Below are 19,555 nucleotides of genomic sequence, written 5' to 3'. Positions count from 1 at the left end.
TCAGGGCGCGGGCACCACGGCCACCGGGCACTCCGCGTGATGCAGCACCCCGTGCGCGACCGAACCGATCCGCGCGCCCACCGCCGTACGGCGGGCGCGCCGCCCGACGACCATCAACTGCGCGCGCCCGGCGACCGAGAGCAGCACCTGCCCCGCGCTGCCCATCTCCACGTGCTCGACCACGGGCACGTCGGGGAAGCGCTCCCGCCACGGCTGCAATGCCTCGGCCAGCCCCTTCTTCTCGTACGGTTCCAGCCCGCCGGCCTCGTCGAGCAGCTTCATGGAGCCGGGGCTGTAGGCGAACACGGGTGGCAGGGTCCATGCCCGTACGGCCCGTACGGTGGCGCCGCGTGCCGCCGCCGTCCCGAAGGCGAAGCCGAGCGCGGCGGCGCTGTCCTCGGGGTCCCCGTGCTGCCCGACGACGATCTCGCGCCCGGCGGCCTCCCCCGCCGCCTCGTCCCCGGCGCGCACGAGCACGACGGGCCGTACGGCGTCCGCGATCACCTGCTGGCCGACGGAACCGAGCAGGAAGCCGACGACGGGCCCGTGTCCGCGTGAGCCGAGCACCAGGAGTTCCGCGTCGGCTGCGACGGCGGTCAGGGTCTCGACGGGGTCGCCCTCCAGGACGTCGGTGGTGACGTCCAGGCCGGGGTGGCGTTCGGCGAGCGTCCGGGCGGCCTCGGCGGCCGCGTCCCGCACCCAGCGGTCCTGGGTGTCCCGGTCCCCCGTGTCGAGGGCCTGGTGCTCCTCGTACCGCCAGACATGCGCCACCCGCAACGCCAGCCCCCGCCGTACGGCCTCCCGGCCCGCCCAGGCGAGTGCGGCGAGACTCTCCGCCGATCCGTCGACCCCTGCGGTGATCGGTCGTGTCATGCGGTGGCCTCCCGGTGGTGCGGTCACGTGCGTCGGGCCCAGTCTTCACTACGGTGCCCGCATGACCTTGGAGTGGGAGCAGGTAGTGGTGGACGCGGCCGACCCCGTCGCGCTGGGGCGCTGGTGGGCCGAGGTGCTCGGCTGGGTGGTGGTGGGCGAGGCACCGGACGAGTTCGAGATCCGCCCGGCGCCGGAACGCCTGCCCGGGCTGCTGTTCGTGCCGGTGCCCGAGGCCAGGACGGTCAAGAACCGGCTCCACCTGGACTTCCGGCCCGACGACCAGGAGGCAGAGGTGATCCGGCTGCTGGCCCTGGGGGCGCGGACCGTGGACATCGGGCAGGGCGAGCAGTCGTGGGTGGTGCTCGCGGATCCGGAGGGGAACGAGTTCTGCGTGTTGCGCTCCGCGCGCCCCTGAGGCCCCCGTCTCGGGCGTAGCGGAGCGCACCGGGGCGATCGACCATACGATGGAGGGGAGCCGGCGCGGTGACAACGGCGCCGCCGTGCCGTGAAGCCGACCACTCGGGGTGGGAGACGTATGGCACAGGCCGCCGAAGCCGCGCGGACCGTCATCATGACCGTGGACGACGATCCGGGAGTTTCCCGTGCCGTCGCCCGTGACCTGCGGCGGCGCTACGGCGAGTCGTACCGGATCGTGCGGGCGGAGTCCGGTGAGTCCGCGCTGGACGCGCTGCGCGAGCTGAAGCTGCGCGGGGATCTCGTCGCCGTGATCCTGGCGGACTACCGCATGCCGCAGATGAACGGCATCGAGTTCCTGGAACAGGCCCTCGACGTCTATCCGGGCGCTCGCCGCGTGCTGCTGACCGCTTACGCGGACACGGACGCGGCGATCGACGCGATCAACGTCGTGGACCTCGACCACTATCTGCTGAAGCCCTGGGACCCGCCGGAGGAGAAGCTCTACCCGGTCCTGGACGACCTCCTGGAGGCCTGGCGGAACAGCGACTACCGGCCCGTGCCCGCCACGAAGGTGGTCGGGCACCGCTGGTCGGCGCGCTCCTCGGACGTACGGGAGTTCCTGGCCCGCAACCAGGTGCCGTACCGCTGGTACTCCGCGGACACCCCGGAGGGGCTGCGGCTGCTGTCCGCCGCCGGGGAGGACGGGCAGCGGCTGCCGCTCGTCATCACCGCCGAGGGGACGGTCCTGGTCGAGCCGGAGGCACCCGAACTGGCCGCGGAGGTGGGGCTCGCGACCACGCCCACGGCCGAGTTCTACGACCTTGTCGTCATCGGCGGTGGACCCGCCGGGCTCGGCGCGGCCGTGTACGGGGCCTCCGAAGGGCTGCGGACCGTCCTCGTGGAGCGGTCGGCGACCGGTGGGCAGGCCGGGCAGAGTTCGCGGATCGAGAACTACCTCGGCTTCCCGGACGGGGTGTCCGGGGCCCAACTCACCGAGCGGGCGCGGCGGCAGGCCTCGAAGTTCGGCGCCGAGATCCTCACCGCGCGTGAGGTGACGGGTCTTGAGGCCAACGGGTCGGCGCGGGTGGTGCATTTCGCGGACGGCTCGGCGGTCGCCGCGCACGCCGTGATCCTGGCGACCGGTGTGTCGTACCGGCAGCTCCAGGCGCCCGGCACGCCCGATCTGACCGGCTGCGGGGTCTACTACGGCTCGGCGCTGACCGAGGCCGCCTCCTGCCAGGGGCACGACGTGTACATCGTCGGCGGCGCCAACTCGGCGGGCCAGGCGGCGATGTACCTGGCCAGGGGCGCCAAGTCGGTGACCCTGCTGGTGCGCGGTCCTTCGCTGGCCGCGTCGATGTCGTACTACCTGATCCAGCAGATCAACGACGCGGAGAACATCTCCGTGCGCACGGGCACCGTCGTCGAGGCGGCGCACGGCTCGGACCATCTGGAGCAGCTGACCCTGCGCGACACGGAGAGCGGGACGACCGAACTCGTCGACGCGCAGTGGATGTTCGTGTTCATCGGCGCGGCCCCGCTGACCGACTGGCTGGACGGCGCGGTGCTGCGCGACGAGCGCGGGTTCATCCTGGCCGGGCCCGACCTCGCTCCGGACGGAAAGCCGCCCGCGGGCTGGGAGTTGGACCGGTCGCCGTACCACCTGGAGACCAACATTCCCGGCGTGTTCGTGGCGGGCGACGCGCGCGCCGAGTCCGCGAAACGCGTCGCGTCCGCCGTCGGAGAGGGAGCCATGGCCGTGATGCTCGTCCACCGCTACCTGGAGCAGTCATGAGCGGAAAGGTGCTGCCCTGCAGCCCGCAGGAGATCGGCACGCTGTTCCTGTTCGAGAAGCTGACGCCGGAGCAGCTCGGCCGGCTGTGCTGCGACGGGCAGGTGGAGCAGTTCGAGGCCGGGCCCGTCTACACCGAGGGCGATCCCGCGACCTGCTTCTACGTGATGATCGAGGGCACCGTGGTGCTGTCGCGCCGCGTCGGCGAGGACGACGTGGAGGTCGCGCGCACCTCGCAACGCGGGGTGTACACCGGCGCGATGCAGGCCTACATCGGGGACCGGGTGCAGCAGGTGTACCTCAACTCGATGCGGGTGACGGAGCCGACGCGGTTCTTCGTGCTGCCCGCCGAGACGTTCGCGGCCATCATGAGCGAGTGGTTCCCGATGGCGGTCCATCTGCTGGAGGGGCTCTTCTTCGGCCAGAAGAGCAGCCAGTTGGCGATCAGTCAGCGTGAACGGCTGCTGGCCCTGGGCTCGTTGTCGGCCGGGTTGACGCACGAACTCAACAACCCGGCCGCCGCTGCCGTCCGGGCCACCTCCACGCTGCGCGAGCGGGTGGCGAAGATGCGGCACAAGCTGCGCGTCATCTCCTCCGGTCCGTACTCGCGCGAGGACCTCGCCAATCTCATCGACATCCAGGAGCGCACGGCCGAACGGGTCGCCAAGGCACAGACGTTGAGCCCGCTGGAGGCCTCGGACCGCGAGGACGAACTCACGGACTGGCTCGACGACCACGGTGTCACGGAGTCCTGGCAGATCGCGCCGACGTTCGTGCAGGCCGGTCTCGACGTCGACTGGCTGGACCAGGTCGCCGCGGCCGTGGACGAGGCGACCCTGCCGGGAGCGATCGGCTGGCTCAACTACACCGTCGAGACAGAGCTGTTGATGACGGAGATCGAGGACTCCACGACCCGCATCTCCAACCTCGTGGGCGCGGCCAAGCAGTACTCGCAACTGGACCGCGCGCCCTTCCAGGTCGCCGATGTGCACGAACTCCTCGACAGCACCCTGCTGATGCTCGGCGGGAAGGTCGGCGACCGCATCAAGGTCGTCAAGGAGTACGACCGTTCGCTCCCGAAGATCCCCGCCTATCCGGCGGAGCTGAACCAGGTGTGGACGAACCTGATCGACAACGCGGTGTCCGCCATGAACAGCGCGGGCGGGGAAGGCACGTTGACGGTGCGGACCGCGCTGGTGCGCGATCAGCTCATGGTGGAGTTCCGGGACACGGGGCCCGGTGTGCCGCAGGAGATCCGGAGCCGTATCTTCGATCCGTTCTTCACCACCAAGCCGGTGGGCGAGGGCACGGGGCTCGGTCTGGACATCTCCTGGCGGATCGTCGTCAACAAGCACCACGGCACGCTCCAGGTGGAGTCGGTGCCGGGCGACACCCGCTTCCAGGTCCTGCTCCCGCTCACCGCCGCCGACAACGAGACGCCCGAGGAGTCCGCATGAGCGACATCACCGGAATCGACCCCGCCGTCCCGCCGAGCGGAGCCGGGTGCGTGGAGTGCGACGCGGCCCAGGGCTGGTGGTTCCATCTCCGGCGGTGCGCGCAGTGCGGTCACATCGGCTGTTGCGACGACTCCCCCGCCAAGCACGCCACGGCCCACTACCAGTCCACGGGCCACCCGTTCATCCAGAGCTACGAGCCGGGCGAGGACTGGTTCTGGAACTTCACCACCTCCGAGCTCTACGACTCCGGTCCCGAACTCACCGCCCCGGTGAGCCACCCCAAGGACCAGCCGGTGCCGGGTCCCGCGGGACGCGTGCCGGCGAACTGGGCCGAGACCCTGCGCTGAACCGGTCCGCCGGGCGGGAGCTGCCTTCCGCCCGGTGGCCAGGTGCGTTGTCGGTGGCGCGTGCCAGGATGGGGACGTGTCGCACTCCGTAGCAGCAACGCCGCTCATCGGCCGGGACGAGGAACTCGCCCGCCTCGCCGGTGTGCTGGACCGTGCCCGCGCGGGTACGGCGGGGGCCGTGCTGATCGCCGGGGACGCGGGCGTCGGCAAGACCCGGCTCCTGGACGAGATCGCGGGCCGGGCCGCGGGCGCCGGGACGACCGTCCTCACCGGGCACTGTGTGGACCTCGGTGACGTCGGTCTGCCCTATCTCCCGTTCACCGAGATCCTCGGGGTCCTCGCCGCCGACGAGCGTTTCGCCGCCGCGCTGGCCGCGCATCCGGCGGTCGACCGGCTGCTCGGCGCCGGTGCGGACGCGGCCCGGGACGCGGGCGGCAGACTGCGCCTCTTCGAGGGCATCGCCGGACTGCTCGCCGACCTCGCCGACATCGCGCCCCTCCTCCTGGTCCTGGAGGATCTGCACTGGGCCGACCAGTCCTCCCGCGACCTGCTCCGCTTCCTGCTCAGCCGCGGCATCCTCCAGCGCCCGGCGGGCGGCACGCCCACCCACCGCCTCGCGGTGTTCGCGTCGTACCGCGCGGACGACCTCCACCGCCGCCATCCGCTACGGCCCCTGCTGGCCGAGCTGGTGCGGCTGCCCGCCGTGGAGCGCCTGGAGCTGCGGCCCATGGGGGACGCGGAGGTCGCCCGGCTGGTGCGCGCGCTGCGTACAGGTCCGGTGCCGGACGGCACGGTCCGCCGGATCGTCGAGCGCGCCGAGGGAAACGCCTTCTACGCCGAGGAGTTGCTCGCGGCGACCGACCTGGAGGCGGGCGGGGTGCCGAGCGGTCTCGCCGACGTCCTGCTGATCCGTTTCGAGCAACTCTCCGACACCGCCCAGCAGGTGCTGCGCACCGCCGCCGTCGCGGGCCGCCGGGTCGAGTACGACCTGCTGCGGGACGCAGTCCGACTCCCGGAGGACGAACTGGAGTCGGCGCTGCGCGAGGCCGTCGAGCGCCAGCTCCTGGTCCCCAGGCACGGCGACACGTACTCCTTCCGGCACGCCCTCGCCCGCGAGGCGGTCTACGCCGACCTGCTGCCCGGCGAGCGCTCCCGGCTGCACGGCTCGTTCGCCCGTCTCCTCGCCGGGCGCGGGCACCCCGCCGAGAGCGCGGCGGAGCGCGCCCACCACTACCGCGAGAGCCATGACCTCGCCGAGGCGCTGGCCGCCTCCCTGGAGGCCGCCGACCACGCCCAGCGCGTCGGCGCACCCGCCGAGGAGCTACGGCATCTCGAAACCGTGCTGGACCTGTGGTCGTCGGTCGACCCGGCGGCCCTGCCCACCGGCGAGGGCACCGACAGCGTGGCCCTCACCCTGCGCGCCTCGGCGGCGGCGGCCCACGCCGGGGACGCGCACCGCGCGGTCTCCCTCACCCGGTCAGCGCTCGCCGGGATCGGCCAGGACACGGACTCCGAGCTGGCCGCCCGGGTGCGGTACACACTGGCCGGCAATCTCATGGGCGTCGACAGCCTCACGGCCGCGTTCGCCTACAGCAGCGAGGCCCTGGGGATGATCCCCGCCGAGCCGCCCTCGCGGACCTGGGTGTGGGCGGCGGCCACCCATGTGCTGACGGCCCGTCAGGTCGGCGAGGACGAGATCGCGCTGCGGGTCGCCCGCCAAGCCCTGGGCATCGCCGAGGAGCTTCAACTGGTCGACGCCCGGGCCGATCTGCTGATCTCGCTGGCCACGCTCGAAGGGGGCGGCCGGCGCACCCGGGAGGGCCGAGAGCGGCTCGCCCGGGCACGCGAGCTGGCCCGGAAGGCCGGACACGCGCCCGTGGAGATGCGCGCCCTGTTCCATCTCGCCATCGGCAGCTTCGAGTCCGGGCACCTGGAGGAGTCCCTGCCCTGGCTTACCGAGGGGCTGGACCGGGCCCGTCGCGCCGGGCTGCTGTCCTCGCCGTATCCGCTGGAGATGCGCTATCTCCGGCTGCTGGTGCTGTACACGCTGGGCCGCTGGGACGAGTGCGAGAAGGCCGCCACGAGCGACGCGGAGGTGCTGCCGCGCGGCGGTGCCTTCACCATGGGACCGGCGCTGTATGTGGCGCTGGCGCGCGGCGACTTGGGGGCCGCCGAGCGGGCCCGGGCTCTGCTGGAAGGGCCGTTCGACTGGATGGCGTCCATGGTGGCGGGAATCGTCCTGATCGACGCCGACGGCCTGCGCGACGATCCCGAGGCGGCCGTCGAGACGATGCGCACGACGGTCGCGGCGCTCACCGACGACTCCGGTCGGCGTCCCGATCTGGCGGTCCGGCTCGCCGCCCTCGCCCTCGCCCCGGTCGCCGACCGGGCCACCGCACTGCGGCCGACCGGCGACGAGGCGGGGGTGCGCCGCTGGACGGACACCGCGACGGAACTCGTCGAGCTGGCACGGGCCGTGGCGCAGGAGGGCGACGGCCGCCGGCCACAGGGGCCGGAGGGCCAGGCCTGGCTGGCCCGCGCCGAGGCCGAGTGGACCCGGGCGGTCACGGGACCGGACGCGGCGGCCTGGGAGAAGGTGGTGGCCGCGTTCGACTACGGCGATGTCTACGAACGGGCACGCTGCCAATTCCGTTTCGCCGAAGCCCTGTTGGCGGCCGACCGCCGCGAGGAGGCGGCCACCCAGGCCCGTGCCGCCCGGGAGACGGCCGCCCGGCTCGCCGCCACTCCCCTGCTCGCACGGTTGGACACGCTGATCCGCCGCGGCCGCCTGGGCGACCCGGCGCCGGACTCCGGGGACCGCCCCTCGCCGCTGACGGCCCGCGAGCAGGACGTGCTGCGGCTGCTCGCGCTGGGCCGCAGCAACCGCCAGATCGGCGAGGAGCTGTTCATCACCGGCAAGACGGCGAGCGTCCACGTCTCCAACATCCTCGCGAAGCTGGGCGCCGCGAGCCGTACGGAGGCGGTGGCGATCGCCTACCGCCAGGGCCTGATCACCCCGGAGGCCACGGCGTCCGGCTGACCCTCACTACCTTGAACTCCCTTTCCCTGAGCCTCACTTGCCGCAGTCGAGGCTCTTGAGGTCGACGGCGTCGGCCATGGCCGCCATCCCCTTGTCGTTGGGGTGGATGTGGTCACCGCCGTCGAGGAAGGGGAGCATCCTCTCCTGGTCGTAGGGGCTGCGCAGGATGTGGTCGAAGTCCGTGACGGCGTCCAACTCCCCGCTGCTCCTGATGAATTGGTTGACCTCCTGGCGTACGGCCTCGCCCGCCGCGTCCCATTCGGGCCAGCCCTTGAACGGGCCGACGGTGGCGCCGACGACACACTTCCCGGCCGCGTGCGCCCGGTCGATGATCTCCCTGTAGCCGGCGATCAGGTCCTGGGCGGTGACTCCGGAGTGGGACTTGATGTCGTTGACGCCCTCGAAGAGGAACACCGTGCGGACACCGGGCTGGGACAGCACATCGCGCTGCAATCGGTTCAGGGCACTCTGCCCGGCGCCGTCGGCGAGGACCTTGTTGCCCGAAATCCCTTCGTTGGCCACACCCTTGACGGACGTGCCGGCGCTCTGGAGCCGTCGGGCCAGGTAGTCGGGCCAGCGCCGGTTCTGGTCCGTGGTGGACGCCCAGCCATCCGTGATGGAGTCGCCGAGGGTGACCACCGCGCCGGTGCCCGCGCTCGGCCGTACGGAGACGGCGTCGAGGTAGTACCAGGAGCCGGTGGTGTCGGTCCAGGCGGCGGCGCCCTCCTCGCCGGTGTGGTCGCCCTGGGTGGCGTACGACGTCTGCATGGCCATACCGTGTCCGGTCGCCGGGCCCGCCGCGTCCGGGGAGTGGATGCTGACCACCAGGTTGGTCGCGGCGGGCACCTTGCCGGAGAGCGGGTCGCTGTAGGCGACCGCGCCCGCCGGGATCGTGACCGACCGCTCGCCGTCGAAGGTCAGCCGCCGGTTGGAGCCGGGCACCAGCGCGGCGCCCGTCTTCTGGACGCCCGCGTAGACGCTGTCGAAGGTCAGCGGCCGGTCGCCGAAGGCGTTGGAGAGCCGGATCCGCAGCTCGCTGCCCGCGACACTGGTGTGCACGACTAGCCGGTAGCCGCGGTCGGCCACGCCGTCGCCCAGGCGGTCGGCGCTCGCTCCCCAGGTGATGACGGAGGTCGGGTTGCCCACCGCCTTCACCTGGGTCGGTATCTGGGGTTGTGCGTGTGCGGGTCCGGCCTGGAAGGCGGCGGCGAGCAGGAGGAGAGCGGCCGTACGGCGCAGTCGTGCCCGTCGGGCCGTCATCGGGCGAAGTCCTTCAACGTGACGGATCCGCCCGGCTCGACGGTCACGGTGCGGGTCCTGCCGCCATAGGCGACGGTGGTGGTGCGACCGCCGACGCTGCGGATCTTCGCCTCGGTGGGCCTGCCGTTCTTCCAGCGCAGGTCGACGACGAAGCCGCCGCGGGCGCCGGCTCCGATGATCGAGCCGGATTCGGCCCAGGCGTCGGGGAGCGCCGGCAGGAGTTCCAGATGGCCGGGGCGGGAGTACAGGAGCATCTCGGTCACGGCCGCCGGGGTGCCGAAGTTGGCCTCGATCTGGAAGATGCCGCGGCCCTGTTCCACCTCGTAGATGTCGAAGAGGTTGAAGGCGGTGCCGTTGGTGCCGTTCTCGGACGGGCGGAGGTTGTTGACGATCAACTGGTAGGCGTTGTCGGCGTTCTTGAGGCGGGCCCAGCACAGGCTGCGCCAGGCGTTGGCCCAGCCGAAGCTGTTCATGCCGCGCGCGGTGAGCAGGGCGGTGGCGCCGTCGACGATGTCCTTGGGGGTGGAGCCGTCGGGGCGGATGCGGTCGCCGGGGAACAGGTTGATCAGCGGGGACAGATGGCGGTGGGTGGTCTCGCCGAGGTTGTCGGGCGACATCCACTCCTCCAGCCAGCCGGACTTGGGACTCACCTCGGGCAGGTACAGACGCCTGCGCAGACCCGAGATCGTGTTCGCGAACCCGCTGTCCCGCTTCAACTCCGCCGATGCGGCTGCGTAGTTGCCGAACAGGGTCCACACCACCTCCTGGGCGTAGGTGTTGCCCTTGCCGTCCTGCGGTCCGTGCTCCGGCGACCAGTCGTGGTCCGCGACCAGTACCTCCTTCCCGTTGTCCAGGGTGGTGGTGATCAGCCGCGCCTCCCAGAACTCGCAGGCGCCCTTGAGGAGGGGGTAGATCTTCTCCAGGTGGCTGCGGGAGTGCGTGAACTCGTAGTGCTCCCAAAGGCTGTTGCTCAGCCAGGCGTTGCCCGCCGGGTGCCACCACCAGCCGAGTCCGCCGTAGGGGTTGGTGGAGAAGGCGACGGTCCAGCCGGCGACCTTCCCGCTGGAGTTGCGGAACCGGTTGCGGGAGTCCTGGAACAGCCGGTGGGTGAGGTCGGTCCAGGACGACAACTGGTCGACGCAGTAGTCGGTGAAGGCGTCGAAGGACGCGGACAGGCCCACCCGGTCGGCCATCCAGTAGTTCATCTGGATGTTGATGTCGGTGTGGTAATCGCCCATCCAGTCCGGGTCGTTGCCGTCCAGCCACAGGCCCTGGAGTCCCATCGGCAGACTGCCGCGCGAGCCGGAGACCATGAGGTAGCGGCCGAACTGGACGTAGGCGGCCTCGAGTTCGGGGTCGGGGTCGCCGCTGGTGTGCCGGGCCTGGATCCGCTCCCAGGTGTCCAGCGCGCGCTGGTCGTCGGACGACGTGCCGAGCGAGAGCCCGAAGCTGCCGAACGCGGCCCGGTAGTCGGCGACATGGGTGTTCAGCAGGGTCGCAGCCGAGTACTGGGCGGCGGCGCGGACCTTGGTGCGGGCGAGCTTCTGCGGGTCGAGCCTGGGGTCGCGGAAGCCGTGGGCGGCGTCCGGCGCGTAGTTGCTGCCGCCGCTCACCACCACGGTGAGGTCCTTGCACCCGGAGAACTCGATGTGCGCGCCGTTCACGGTGACCTTGCCGCCGGTGCCGTACGCGGTGACGGCCGCCCCGTACTTCAGGCCGTTGGCGAACTGGCCGCCGAAGGAGAGCGCGGCGGCCTCGCCGTGCGTTCCCTCCAGCGTGACGGTGCCGGTGTAGCGGCCGCCGCCGCTCTGGGAGAAGTGGAGGACGATCGCGTCGTCGGGGCCGCTGGAGAAGACCTCGCGCTTGTACGTCACGCCCGAGCGGACGTACGACGCGCCGACCACGCCCCGGTCGAGGTCGAGGGTGCGGCGGTAGCCGTTGACGGCGCCCAGGTCGTGGTCGGGGATGTCGACGGTGAGCCGGGCGAGCAGGGTCAGGGACCCGAAGTCGGCGCGGCCGTAAGGGAATTGGCCGTCGGAGTCGAGGGTGCCGTTGAGGCCGCCGGTCCAGATCGTGGCGTCGGTGATCAGGAGGACCTCGTGGCCGGGGTCGTTGCTGGCGAGGGCGCCGAGCCGGCCGTTGCCGACGGGGAGGCCCTGTTCGATCATCGAGGTGTCACCGGCGGGGGCCTGCCACCACAGGGTGTTGAGTGAAGTACCGCTGCTGTACGAGGTGTTGGTGGGTCGCTGAGGTGCGGCCGAGGCGGTGAAGGCGGGCAGGCCGGCGAGGGCGCCGGTGGCCGCGGCGAGGGCGAGCAGGTTGCGTCTGGGCAGGTCGGGCAGTGCACTGGACATGGCGGTCTCCGAAAGGGTCGGCTCAGGAGGAGGAGTTGGGCACGTCGATCCGGTCGATGTCCGGCGCGTAGCCCGAACCGCTGTCGAAGGTGATGGTGTTGGCGCCCGCCTTCAGGGTCACCGGCACGCTGACCGTCCCGACGGTCCCCCAGTCGCCGGTGGACGGGAACTTGTGGCTGGTGGCGCCGTTGCCGTTCGAGGAGATGCTCACCGAGCGGGAGTCACCGCTGACGTAGGCGATCTTCACCTGGTACGTGCCGGCCTTGGCGGCGACGACGATGTTGACGGTGAGCTTGCCGCCGAGGTAGAGGTTGCCGACCTTGTGGGCGCCTGAACAGGCCGAGCAGTCCGCGATGTTGGCGTTGCCGCTGAGGGTGTTGGTGGCGGCCTCGGCCTCGTAGCCGGTCAGGGTGACGGCGCTGCCGTGCGGGGTGACGGTGAAGAGGCGCGAACCGTGGGCGGGCAGGGCCTGGGTCACCTTGTTGGTGTAGGTGCCGAGGTCCTCGTGGTTCCAGAGGTCGCGGACGGCGGCCTTGCCGGTGAAGCCGAGGGTCGCCCAGTTCGCGGAGACGGCGGCGGGCGAGTCGGCGAGGTTGAACAGGGCAACGGTGTAGGTGCCGTTGGGGTTCTTCGCGGCCCACACCTGCTGGGGGTCGGACGGGGTGACCGGGCGGGCGGGCGGTGCGTCGCTCTGGTCGACGGCGATGACCTCGCGGTTGGTCAGCAGGGAGACGCCGTAGTCGTCGAGCTTGGTGAGGTCGTCACCGGTGAAGAGCGGGGACTTGGCCACGGCCCAGAGGGTCGCGTAGCTCTGGCGCTCCGCCTTGGTCAGGCCGTCCATCGCGCCGTTGCCGACGTCCAGGGAGTCGAGGTCGTTCCAGCCGCCGGGGCCCGCCTTGTCCGTCCAGGCGGGGGTGTCGTCCCAGCGGTCGTCGACCGAATTCCCCCAGGTGACAAGGGTGTTGCAGTAGCACTCGACATCGGTGTCGATGCGCCAGCCGTTGGAGTACTTCTTCCAGTCGGCCGCGTGTCCGTAGTCCAGGGACCAGGAGACTTCCAGGTGGACGGGGCGTCCGGTGGCGGTGATGGCCTTGTTCCAGGCGGCGACATCGGCAACGTTGTCGTATTGGTCGCCGCTCTTTCCGGAGCCGGGACCGACACCGTCCAGCTTGAGGAAGTCGTAGCCCCAGCCCGCGATCAACTGGGCCTGGGAGTCGATGTACTTCTGGGCGCAGGGCCTGGAGAAGTCGATCTTGTACGCGCTGTCCCAGCCGTTGGTGGTGCGCAGGTCGCCGTAGACGATGTCGGCGGTGGTGCAGCCGTCGGCGTTCCAGATGGGCGTCTTGCCGTCGCCGTAGGCGCCCTTCTCCAGGCCGGCGGGCAGGTAGATGCCGGCCTTGAGGCCCTTGGAGTGGATGCGGTCGGCGACGGCCTTCATGCCGCTGGGGAAGCGGACCGGGTCGGCCTTCTGGCGTCCGTACTGGTCGTATCCGGACTTCCAGGTCTTGTCCATCCACCAGCCGGCGTCGATGTTGAGGTAGTCGTAGCCGTACTTCTTCAGCTTGGAGGCGAGCGCGTCGGTCTGCTTGGTGATGTTCGCCTCGGTGAGGTAGCTGTAGTCGCCGTCCGGGTTGAGGCCGGGGTACTTGGACGACTGCATGCTCCAACTCGACCAGCCCATGAAGGGCTTGGCGGCGACGGCCGGGGCCGGGTCCGCCGTGGGGGTGGCCGCCTGTGCGACGGGGAATGAGGTGGCGAAGCCGGCGGTGAGGGCCAGGACCACCATGGCTCTCAGGGCGCGGACAGGCGTGAGGGAGTACATCGTCGGGCTCCTCGTGCGGGGTAGGAGTGTGACAGGCGGGAGTTGGTCGTGCGGGCTAGTCGGCGGCTCGGATGAAGGACTGGATCGCGGTGGCGGCGGCCCCGCGCGCCCATTCGTCGAAGGGCAGCGGGCGGGTCTGTACGTCGCACCGGGCGGCGGAGCCAAAGGCGGCGGCGGTGAAGGAGTCACGGATCTGCTCGGCGAACAGGTCGTAGGCGGCCAGGCCCTCGCCGGAGATGATCACGCGTTCGGGGCCGAGCAGGTTGGCCACGGTCGCGATGCCCCGGCCGATGGCCTCACCGGCCCGCGCGTACACCTCGCGCGCTCCGGAGTCGCCCCGGTGGGCGAGGGCCAACGCCTCGGCGGTGTCGGCGACTTGGACGCCGGTGACCTCGCGGACCCGGGCGACGATCGCGGCGTCCCCGGCGATCGCCTCGACACAGCCGCGGTTGCCGCAGTGGCACAGGGGTCCGGCGGGGTCGACGACCACGTGCCCGATCTCTCCGGCCACGCCGTGGGCACCCGCGACGACCCGGCCGTGCACGACCAGTCCGCAGCCGATGCCCGCGCCGACGGTCACCACGGCGAAGTCCGTGAGACCCGCGCCGGCGCCGAACCACTGCTCGGCGACGGTCAGCGCCCGGACGTCGTTGTCGACGGTGACCGGCAACCCCGTTGTCATGGCGGCCAGTTCGGCCAGGCGTACGTCACGCCACTCCAGGAACGGCGAGTAGCGGACGACGCCTTCGCCGCGGTCCACGTCCCCGGAGACCGCGAGGCCGAGGCCCAGCACCTGGATGCCCAAGTCGTCGGCCTCGGTGCGGAGTTCCTGGGCCAGGTCCGCGATGGACGCCAGCACCGCCTTGGGGTCGTGGTCGGTCAGCGGGACGTGGCGGGCGACCCGGATACGGCAGCACAGGTCGGCGAGGACGCCGATGATCTCGTCGCCGGTCACCTTGACCCCGATGAACAACGCCCGTCCGCCGTCGACGCGTACGAGGTTCGCGGGCCGTCCGAGTGCCGGGGGCGCGTCCTGGTCGGCGCCCTCCGCCAGATACCCGGCCTCCATCAGCGGCCGGACCGCCTTGGTCACGGCGGCCGCCGACAGCCCCGCCCGGCGGGCCACCTCGAGACGGGTGAGCGGGCCGTGGGACAGGACGGTCGTGAAGACCTGCGAGACGGCCGGCGTGTGGGCCGGGAACGACTCGGTGCGGGGGATCGAGCGCATGGCCGGAACCTAGATCCCTTCTTTTCCGCCGTCAATAAAAGAAACAGGATTCGTTCAAGACGGGTCGTCAGCAGCCCCAGCCGCGTTGTCAGTGGCGGGCGGCACAATCGCCGTATGACGACGATCGACTGGTCCGAACTGACCCACGCCTACGGCAGCGCGGAGAACATCCCGGGCCTGTTCGCCCGCCTCGGCGGCGGCGAGGACGACGAGGTGTGGCAGGAGTTGTGGGGTTCCCTGTGTCACCAGGGTTCGGTGTACGACGCGAGCTGGGCGGCGCTGCCGGTGCTCGTCGACATCGCGCTGGGCCGGGCGCCGGGCGGGCCGATCCATGCGGTGACCATGGCCGGGCTGATCACCACGGACCCGGACGAGGAGTGCCGTGAGCGGTACGCGCAGGAGATAGCCGAACTGCTGGATGTGGCACGGGCGTTGCGCGCCGACCCGGCCCAGGACGCGCACACCTTCGTCTACCTCCAGATGGCCGTGCTCGCCTTCGAGGACGGCGGGGTGTGGGCCGAGGCTTTGGAGGGAGTCAACAGCGAGGAGTACGAGATCGAATGCCCCGAGTGCGAGGACGGGGTGTTCGTCGCGTTCGGCTCCTACGGCGTGTTCGCCTCGGCCGGCGACTATGTGACCGGCACGGGTGTGGAGCCGGACACGGAGGGGCGGACGGAGCTGATACCGGCGGCGCCCGAGGCACTCGACGGCATCGGTGCGCGCCTGCACGGCGAGGCGGTCGCGTCCGGGCAGACAGAGGTCGCCAAGGCGTTGACATACGTCTTCGGCAAGGCGAGCTGCCCGTCCTGCGAGGCCGTGTTCACGGTGTCCGAGGAGGTCGAGAAGCAGTGGGTCTGAGCCGGTCGGGTCGGCGTCTGGGGGTGAGGAGACCGGACATCCGGGGGCTGGGGAGGCCGACGTCCGGGTGCCCCGCTCGTGGCAGAGCACCCGGACGGGCGGTCATCAGTGCCTGGCGGCAGGGGTGTTGGCGACCGTGACGTTCACGGCGGCCCAGGCCTGGTCGACGGTCTGATACGCCGTGCTGTTCGCGCCGTAGAGGTCCGCCGCGGCCTTCAGCGTCGCGAGGCGCGCGTCGTGGAAGTCGGTGGTGGACACCATGTAGCGGGTCAGCGCGCGGTAGAAGATCGCCGTGGCCTTGGCGCGGCCGATGCCGGTGACGGTCGACCCGTCGTAGGTGGGCGAGTCGTAGGCGAAGCCGCCGATCGTCTTGCGTCCGCTGCCCTCCGCGAGGAGGTAGTACGCGTGCGAGGAGACACCGGAGCCGGCGTGCACCTCGGCGTCGTACGTCTGCGGCGACCAGTAGTCGATGGTGCCCTCGAGCTTGTCGAGGGAGGGGTGGTCGAGGCGGCGCAGGAACTTCTGGGCGAGGCCGAGCTTCTCGCCGATGAGGTAGTTCGGCGGGTTCTTGGCGTTGTCGGCGCTGAACTCCACGTTGGAGCCGAAGATGTCCGCGAGGGACTCGTTCAGTGAGCCCGCCTCGCCGTACTGGTTGCCGTCCGCGTCGACGCGGGTGGGCTCCAGCTCGGCGGTGGCGTCCACGACACCGTGGGTCAGCTCGTGTCCCGTGACGTCGAGGACGACGAGCGGCTTCTTGAACATGTCCCCGTCGCCGTCGCCGTAGAGCATGCAGTCGCAGGTCGAGTCCCAGAACGCGTTGGCGACCTTCCTGCCGAAGTGGACCATGCCGCGGGCGGCCTTGCCGTTGTTCTCTATGCCCTTGCGGCCGAAGGTCTTCTTGTAGAAGTCCAGGGTCTTGGTGATGCCGTACTGGGCGTCGACGGCGGCGCTGTCGCGGTGCGAGAGGGCGCCGTTGCCCCACTTGTTCGTGGTGGTGGTGAACTTCTTGCCCTGCGCGAAGTTCTCCAGCTCCTGACCCTTGGCGTCACGGGTCTCGGTGCCCCAGCGGGTCGGGTCCTTGAGGAGGTAACTGGTGCGCGCCGTGCGGGTGGTGGTCAGCGGCACCTTGCCGACGAAGAGGGAGGTGCCGGTGCCCGAGGCGGTCACCGGGTAGTGGACCGCGCGCGCCGCGGCGGCCGCCGCCGCCGTGAGGGACTTCGGCTGTACGGCGACGGTGGCGGTGGCGGGGTCCAGGGTCTCGCCGCGCTCGCGCAGGGTGTCGAGGAGCTTGGGCGAGAGGAACTCGTCGCTGTCGGGGGCGTTGCTGCGGACCTTGCCGGTGACGGCGTCGATGACGACCGTGCGGGTGCCGGCGGCCTCGGCGGTGGCGCTGTCGCTGACCGGCACCTGGTAGGCGAGGGCGGCCGCCCCGCTCCGGGCGTCCACCACGAGGTGGGCGGTGCCCGCGTCGCCCTTGCCGACGGCGGCGGCCTTCGCCTCGGCCTGATCGGCCGTCAGCCGGGCCTGTGTGGTGGCGGGCGCGACGCTGTGGTCGGCCGCGCGGGTGACGCCGGTGTAGGCAAGCCGGTGGGACAGATGGACGACGAGGTCGCCGCCGAGGACCGGCATGCCCTGGTGGGTCCGTATGAACCGCACATGCCGTGCGCCCTCGGGGTCGATCAGCACGTCCTGGGCCCGGAGTTCATCGCCCCGTGTGACTCCGGTCGCCGCCGCGTGCGCGAACGCGGCGGCACGCGCGGCCGCGACGACGGAGGCGGCACTGGTGGTCGTACCGGTCGACGCCGACGCGTGATCCGTCCCCGTGGCCGGTCCCGCGAAGGCCGTTCCGGCCAGCCCCGTGGCGGCCGTCGTCACCGCGACGGCGACCGCCAGGCTGCGTATGTGGGGTCCACGCATGGATGAGGGCTCCTCCGTACGAGACGGTCGGGATCACCAACCGCCTTGAGACAGGGCGCGGTTGAACACACCGCACCCGGGGGCTGGTCGGGCCCCGAGCCGAAACCCTGACGGATACGCCATGTGCATGTAAAGCCGAAATAAACGATTTTCGATCGCTTTATGACAATACTTTGCGCATCCACATCGCTCGGTGATCAGCGAGTGACCAACTGTGCGACACCTGTGGAGATGTGACGGGATACGAGAAGGTTGCCTCGCGCGACTGTGATCGATCTCGCATACGGAGAAAAACGGGAGAGAACCGGATGGTCACAAGAACGGTGCGCAGAGCCACGGCGGCGACGGCGGCACTGCTGGCGCTCACGGCGGTACCGGCGCACGCCGCGACCCACGACCGCGACACCACGAGAGCCGGCGGTACGGCCGCGCTTCCGGCCCCCGACCTGGCGGGCCTCCGTGCCGTGCTGCGCACGCTGACGGCGCAGGGCGCGCCCGGGGCGATCGCCCGCATCGACGACCGCGGAACCGTGCGCACGGCCGCCGCGGGCATCGACGACCGCACGACCCGCCGGGCCATCGGCAACGCCGACCGCTTCCGCATCGGCAGCGTCACCAAGTCCTTCTCGGCAGTCGTCCTGCTCCAACTGGCCGACGCCCACAAGCTGGACCTGGACGCCTCGGTCGACCACTACCTGCCCGGACTGCTGCCCGACCGGCGGATCACCGTGCGCCATGTGCTGAGCCACCGCAGCGGTCTGTACGACTACACGAACTCCATGTTCGCCAGTTCGGTCTCCGGTTTCGAGGCCGTACGCGACAAGGTGTTCACCTACCGGCAGTTGGTGGGGCTGTCGCTCAGGCACGCGCGCACCAACGCGCCGGGCGCCGCCTACTCGTACTCGAACACCAACTTCGTGGTCGCCGGGATGCTCATCGAGAAGCTGACCGGGCACTCCGTGGCGACCGCGTACCGCGACCGCATCATCAAGCCGCTCAAGCTGCGCGACACGTTCTACGTCCACCCGTCCACGAAGATTCCGGGCCGGTACGCCCACGGTTATCTCACCCCGGACCGCGCGGGCGCGCCGCTGGTCGACGCCACCGAGCAGACGGTCTCCTGGGCCCAGAGCGCCGGCGCGGTCATCTCCACCACCCGCGACCTGAACACCTTCTTCTCCGCACTGCTCGGCGGCAGGCTCACCTCCGCCGCCGGGCTCGCGCAGATGCAGCGGTGGACCCCGGTCAACAGCACGACCCGGTACGGCCTGGGACTGCGACGCCGTGATCTGTCCTGCGGGGTCTCCGTGTACGGCCACACGGGCGCGGTCCAGGGTTTCTACACCTACTCCTTCACCTCGAAGGACGGCCGCCGCAGCCTCACCGCACTGGCCAACACCTCCAACAACGGCACGGTGCTGAACACGATGGCGGGCACCCTGGAGGCGGCGTTCTGCGGCAAGCGGACGAGGACGATCCAGGGCTCACCACTCACCGGCCGAGGCTCATACGTCACCGAACGACGCGTGGCCTACGAGGACATCGCACCGGGGGTCGCCCGGCGCCGCGCCGCATGGGGACCGACTCCCGTGGGACGTCGTGCCGAACCGGCTTGCTCCGGCGGCTCGTCGTGCGGGAACCGGCGCCTGCCCGGGCGGGACGCCGTGCCGGAACCCGCTCGCCCCGGCGTGACGCCGAGCCGAACCAGCTCGCTCCGGCGGCTCGTCGTACGGGAATCCGCCCGCCTGGGCGGGACGCCATGCGGGAGCCCACTCGCCTCGGCGAGACGCCTTGCCGGAACCGGTCTGCCCCAGCGGGACGCCGAGCCGAACCGGCTCACTCCGGCGGCCCGGGTGGGACGCCATGCGCAAACCCGCTCGCCCGCGAGACGCCCTGCCGGAACCGGCCCGCCCCGGCCGCTCGTCGTGCGGGAACCCGCCTGCCCCGGTGGGACGTTGAGTGGGCAACGAACTGTCCCACCAGGGCAACACCAGGCGACACCGGGCCCCATCGGGCGCGCGCAGCGAGGGCGGTGCCATGAACGAGTTGACGCAGGGCGGCAATCTGCCTCTGCCGGGTGGCGCCCTCACGCTGCGGGTGGCCGGTCCCTTTGACGTGTCGGCGCTGATCACGGACGAGAGCGGCAAGGTCGGCGGCGACGCGGACTTCGTGTTCTACAACCAGCCGGCG

At 71.2% G+C, this 19,555-nt stretch carries 12 protein-coding genes and 2 pseudogenes; 8 read left to right on the top strand and 6 right to left on the bottom strand.

The window, feature by feature from the left end; genetic code table 11:
- Entirely contained in the window at positions 1-873 is an 873-nt protein-coding gene (locus tag JHN63_RS05925; protein ID WP_200677621.1) for a universal stress protein, read from the bottom strand.
- Between the two features lie 61 nt (positions 874-934).
- Here JHN63_RS05925 and JHN63_RS05920 point away from each other — a divergent pair, with 61 nt between their 5' ends.
- From JHN63_RS05920 to JHN63_RS05900, 5 genes are all read left to right on the top strand, one after another.
- The gene (locus JHN63_RS05920; RefSeq protein ID WP_200677620.1) at positions 935-1,288 is read left to right on the top strand and encodes a VOC family protein; all 354 of its coding nucleotides are present in this window, start codon (positions 935-937) and stop codon (positions 1,286-1,288) included.
- 120 nt (positions 1,289-1,408) lie between these two features.
- The gene (locus tag JHN63_RS05915) at positions 1,409-3,085 is read left to right on the top strand and encodes an FAD-dependent oxidoreductase (RefSeq protein WP_200677619.1); all 1,677 of its coding nucleotides are present in this window, start codon (positions 1,409-1,411) and stop codon (positions 3,083-3,085) included.
- Positions 3,082-4,539 (top strand): ATP-binding protein, encoded by a 1,458-nt coding sequence (locus JHN63_RS05910; protein WP_200677618.1) that lies wholly within the window; start codon positions 3,082-3,084, stop codon positions 4,537-4,539. Before JHN63_RS05915 ends, JHN63_RS05910 begins: the two co-directional genes overlap by 4 nt.
- Positions 4,536-4,886: a UBP-type zinc finger domain-containing protein gene (locus tag JHN63_RS05905; protein ID WP_200677617.1), complete on the top strand. Its 351-nt coding sequence runs from the start codon at positions 4,536-4,538 to the stop codon at positions 4,884-4,886. Before JHN63_RS05910 ends, JHN63_RS05905 begins: the two co-directional genes overlap by 4 nt.
- Before the next feature lie 76 nt (positions 4,887-4,962).
- Entirely contained in the window at positions 4,963-7,926 is a 2,964-nt protein-coding gene (locus tag JHN63_RS05900; protein WP_200677616.1) for a helix-turn-helix transcriptional regulator, read from the top strand.
- A gap of 33 nt (positions 7,927-7,959) precedes the next feature.
- On the opposite strand, the gene JHN63_RS05895 is transcribed toward JHN63_RS05900, so the two are convergent.
- From JHN63_RS05895 to JHN63_RS05880, 4 genes are read right to left on the bottom strand one after another with little or no spacing between them, the layout of a single operon-like run.
- A complete protein-coding gene (locus JHN63_RS05895; RefSeq protein WP_200677615.1) occupies positions 7,960-9,186 on the bottom strand; it encodes an SGNH/GDSL hydrolase family protein in 1,227 nt (408 codons plus the stop codon).
- A complete protein-coding gene (locus JHN63_RS05890) occupies positions 9,183-11,540 on the bottom strand; it encodes a glycoside hydrolase N-terminal domain-containing protein (RefSeq protein WP_200677614.1) in 2,358 nt (785 codons plus the stop codon). Before JHN63_RS05890 ends, JHN63_RS05895 begins: the two co-directional genes overlap by 4 nt.
- A gap of 22 nt (positions 11,541-11,562) precedes the next feature.
- Positions 11,563-13,362, bottom strand: a complete 1,800-nt coding sequence (locus JHN63_RS05885; RefSeq protein WP_200677613.1) for a carbohydrate-binding protein — start codon at positions 13,360-13,362, stop codon at positions 11,563-11,565.
- A gap of 55 nt (positions 13,363-13,417) precedes the next feature.
- Positions 13,418-14,590, bottom strand: coding sequence for an ROK family transcriptional regulator (locus JHN63_RS05880; RefSeq protein WP_200677612.1), 1,173 nt, complete (start codon positions 14,588-14,590; stop codon positions 13,418-13,420).
- 114 nt (positions 14,591-14,704) lie between these two features.
- On the opposite strand from JHN63_RS05880, the gene JHN63_RS05875 reads away from it, so the two are divergent.
- The gene (locus JHN63_RS05875; RefSeq protein WP_200677611.1) at positions 14,705-15,448 is read left to right on the top strand and encodes a hypothetical protein; all 744 of its coding nucleotides are present in this window, start codon (positions 14,705-14,707) and stop codon (positions 15,446-15,448) included.
- Positions 15,449-15,553: 105 nt separating this feature from the next.
- Here JHN63_RS05875 and JHN63_RS05870 read toward each other — a convergent pair whose 3' ends face one another.
- Entirely contained in the window at positions 15,554-17,365 is a 1,812-nt protein-coding gene (locus JHN63_RS05870) for a M4 family metallopeptidase (RefSeq protein WP_200677610.1), read from the bottom strand.
- A gap of 308 nt (positions 17,366-17,673) precedes the next feature.
- On the opposite strand from JHN63_RS05870, the pseudogene JHN63_RS05865 reads away from it, so the two are divergent.
- Both JHN63_RS05865 and JHN63_RS05860 read left to right on the top strand, forming a co-directional pair.
- Positions 17,674-18,921 (top strand): annotated as a pseudogene (locus JHN63_RS05865) (serine hydrolase domain-containing protein); the annotation flags it as partial.
- A gap of 481 nt (positions 18,922-19,402) precedes the next feature.
- Positions 19,403-19,555 (top strand): annotated as a pseudogene (locus tag JHN63_RS05860) (TerD family protein); the annotation flags it as partial.

It is taken from the genome of Streptomyces sp. MBT65, from assembly GCF_016612545.1.
Lineage (GTDB): Bacteria > Actinomycetota > Actinomycetes > Streptomycetales > Streptomycetaceae > Streptomyces.
The sequence above is the reverse complement of the archived record's forward strand: the minus strand, read 5'-3'. Positions and strand labels throughout refer to the sequence as shown.

What these genes read in the sequence shown, in the direction of transcription:
- JHN63_RS05895 (WP_200677615.1), bottom strand. Translation starts at nt 9,186, where the DNA reads ATGACGGCCCGACGGGCACGACTGCGCCGTACGGCCGCTCTCCTCCTG.
- JHN63_RS05875 (WP_200677611.1), top strand. Translation starts at nt 14,705, where the DNA reads ATGACGACGATCGACTGGTCCGAACTGACCCACGCCTACGGCAGCGCG.
- JHN63_RS05885 (WP_200677613.1), bottom strand. Translation starts at nt 13,362, where the DNA reads ATGTACTCCCTCACGCCTGTCCGCGCCCTGAGAGCCATGGTGGTCCTG.
- JHN63_RS05915 (WP_200677619.1), top strand. Translation starts at nt 1,409, where the DNA reads ATGGCACAGGCCGCCGAAGCCGCGCGGACCGTCATCATGACCGTGGAC.
- JHN63_RS05880 (WP_200677612.1), bottom strand. Translation starts at nt 14,590, where the DNA reads ATGCGCTCGATCCCCCGCACCGAGTCGTTCCCGGCCCACACGCCGGCC.
- JHN63_RS05925 (WP_200677621.1), bottom strand. Translation starts at nt 873, where the DNA reads ATGACACGACCGATCACCGCAGGGGTCGACGGATCGGCGGAGAGTCTC.
- JHN63_RS05870 (WP_200677610.1), bottom strand. Translation starts at nt 17,365, where the DNA reads ATGCGTGGACCCCACATACGCAGCCTGGCGGTCGCCGTCGCGGTGACG.
- JHN63_RS05910 (WP_200677618.1), top strand. Translation starts at nt 3,082, where the DNA reads ATGAGCGGAAAGGTGCTGCCCTGCAGCCCGCAGGAGATCGGCACGCTG.
- JHN63_RS05890 (WP_200677614.1), bottom strand. Translation starts at nt 11,540, where the DNA reads ATGTCCAGTGCACTGCCCGACCTGCCCAGACGCAACCTGCTCGCCCTC.
- JHN63_RS05920 (WP_200677620.1), top strand. Translation starts at nt 935, where the DNA reads ATGACCTTGGAGTGGGAGCAGGTAGTGGTGGACGCGGCCGACCCCGTC.
- JHN63_RS05905 (WP_200677617.1), top strand. Translation starts at nt 4,536, where the DNA reads ATGAGCGACATCACCGGAATCGACCCCGCCGTCCCGCCGAGCGGAGCC.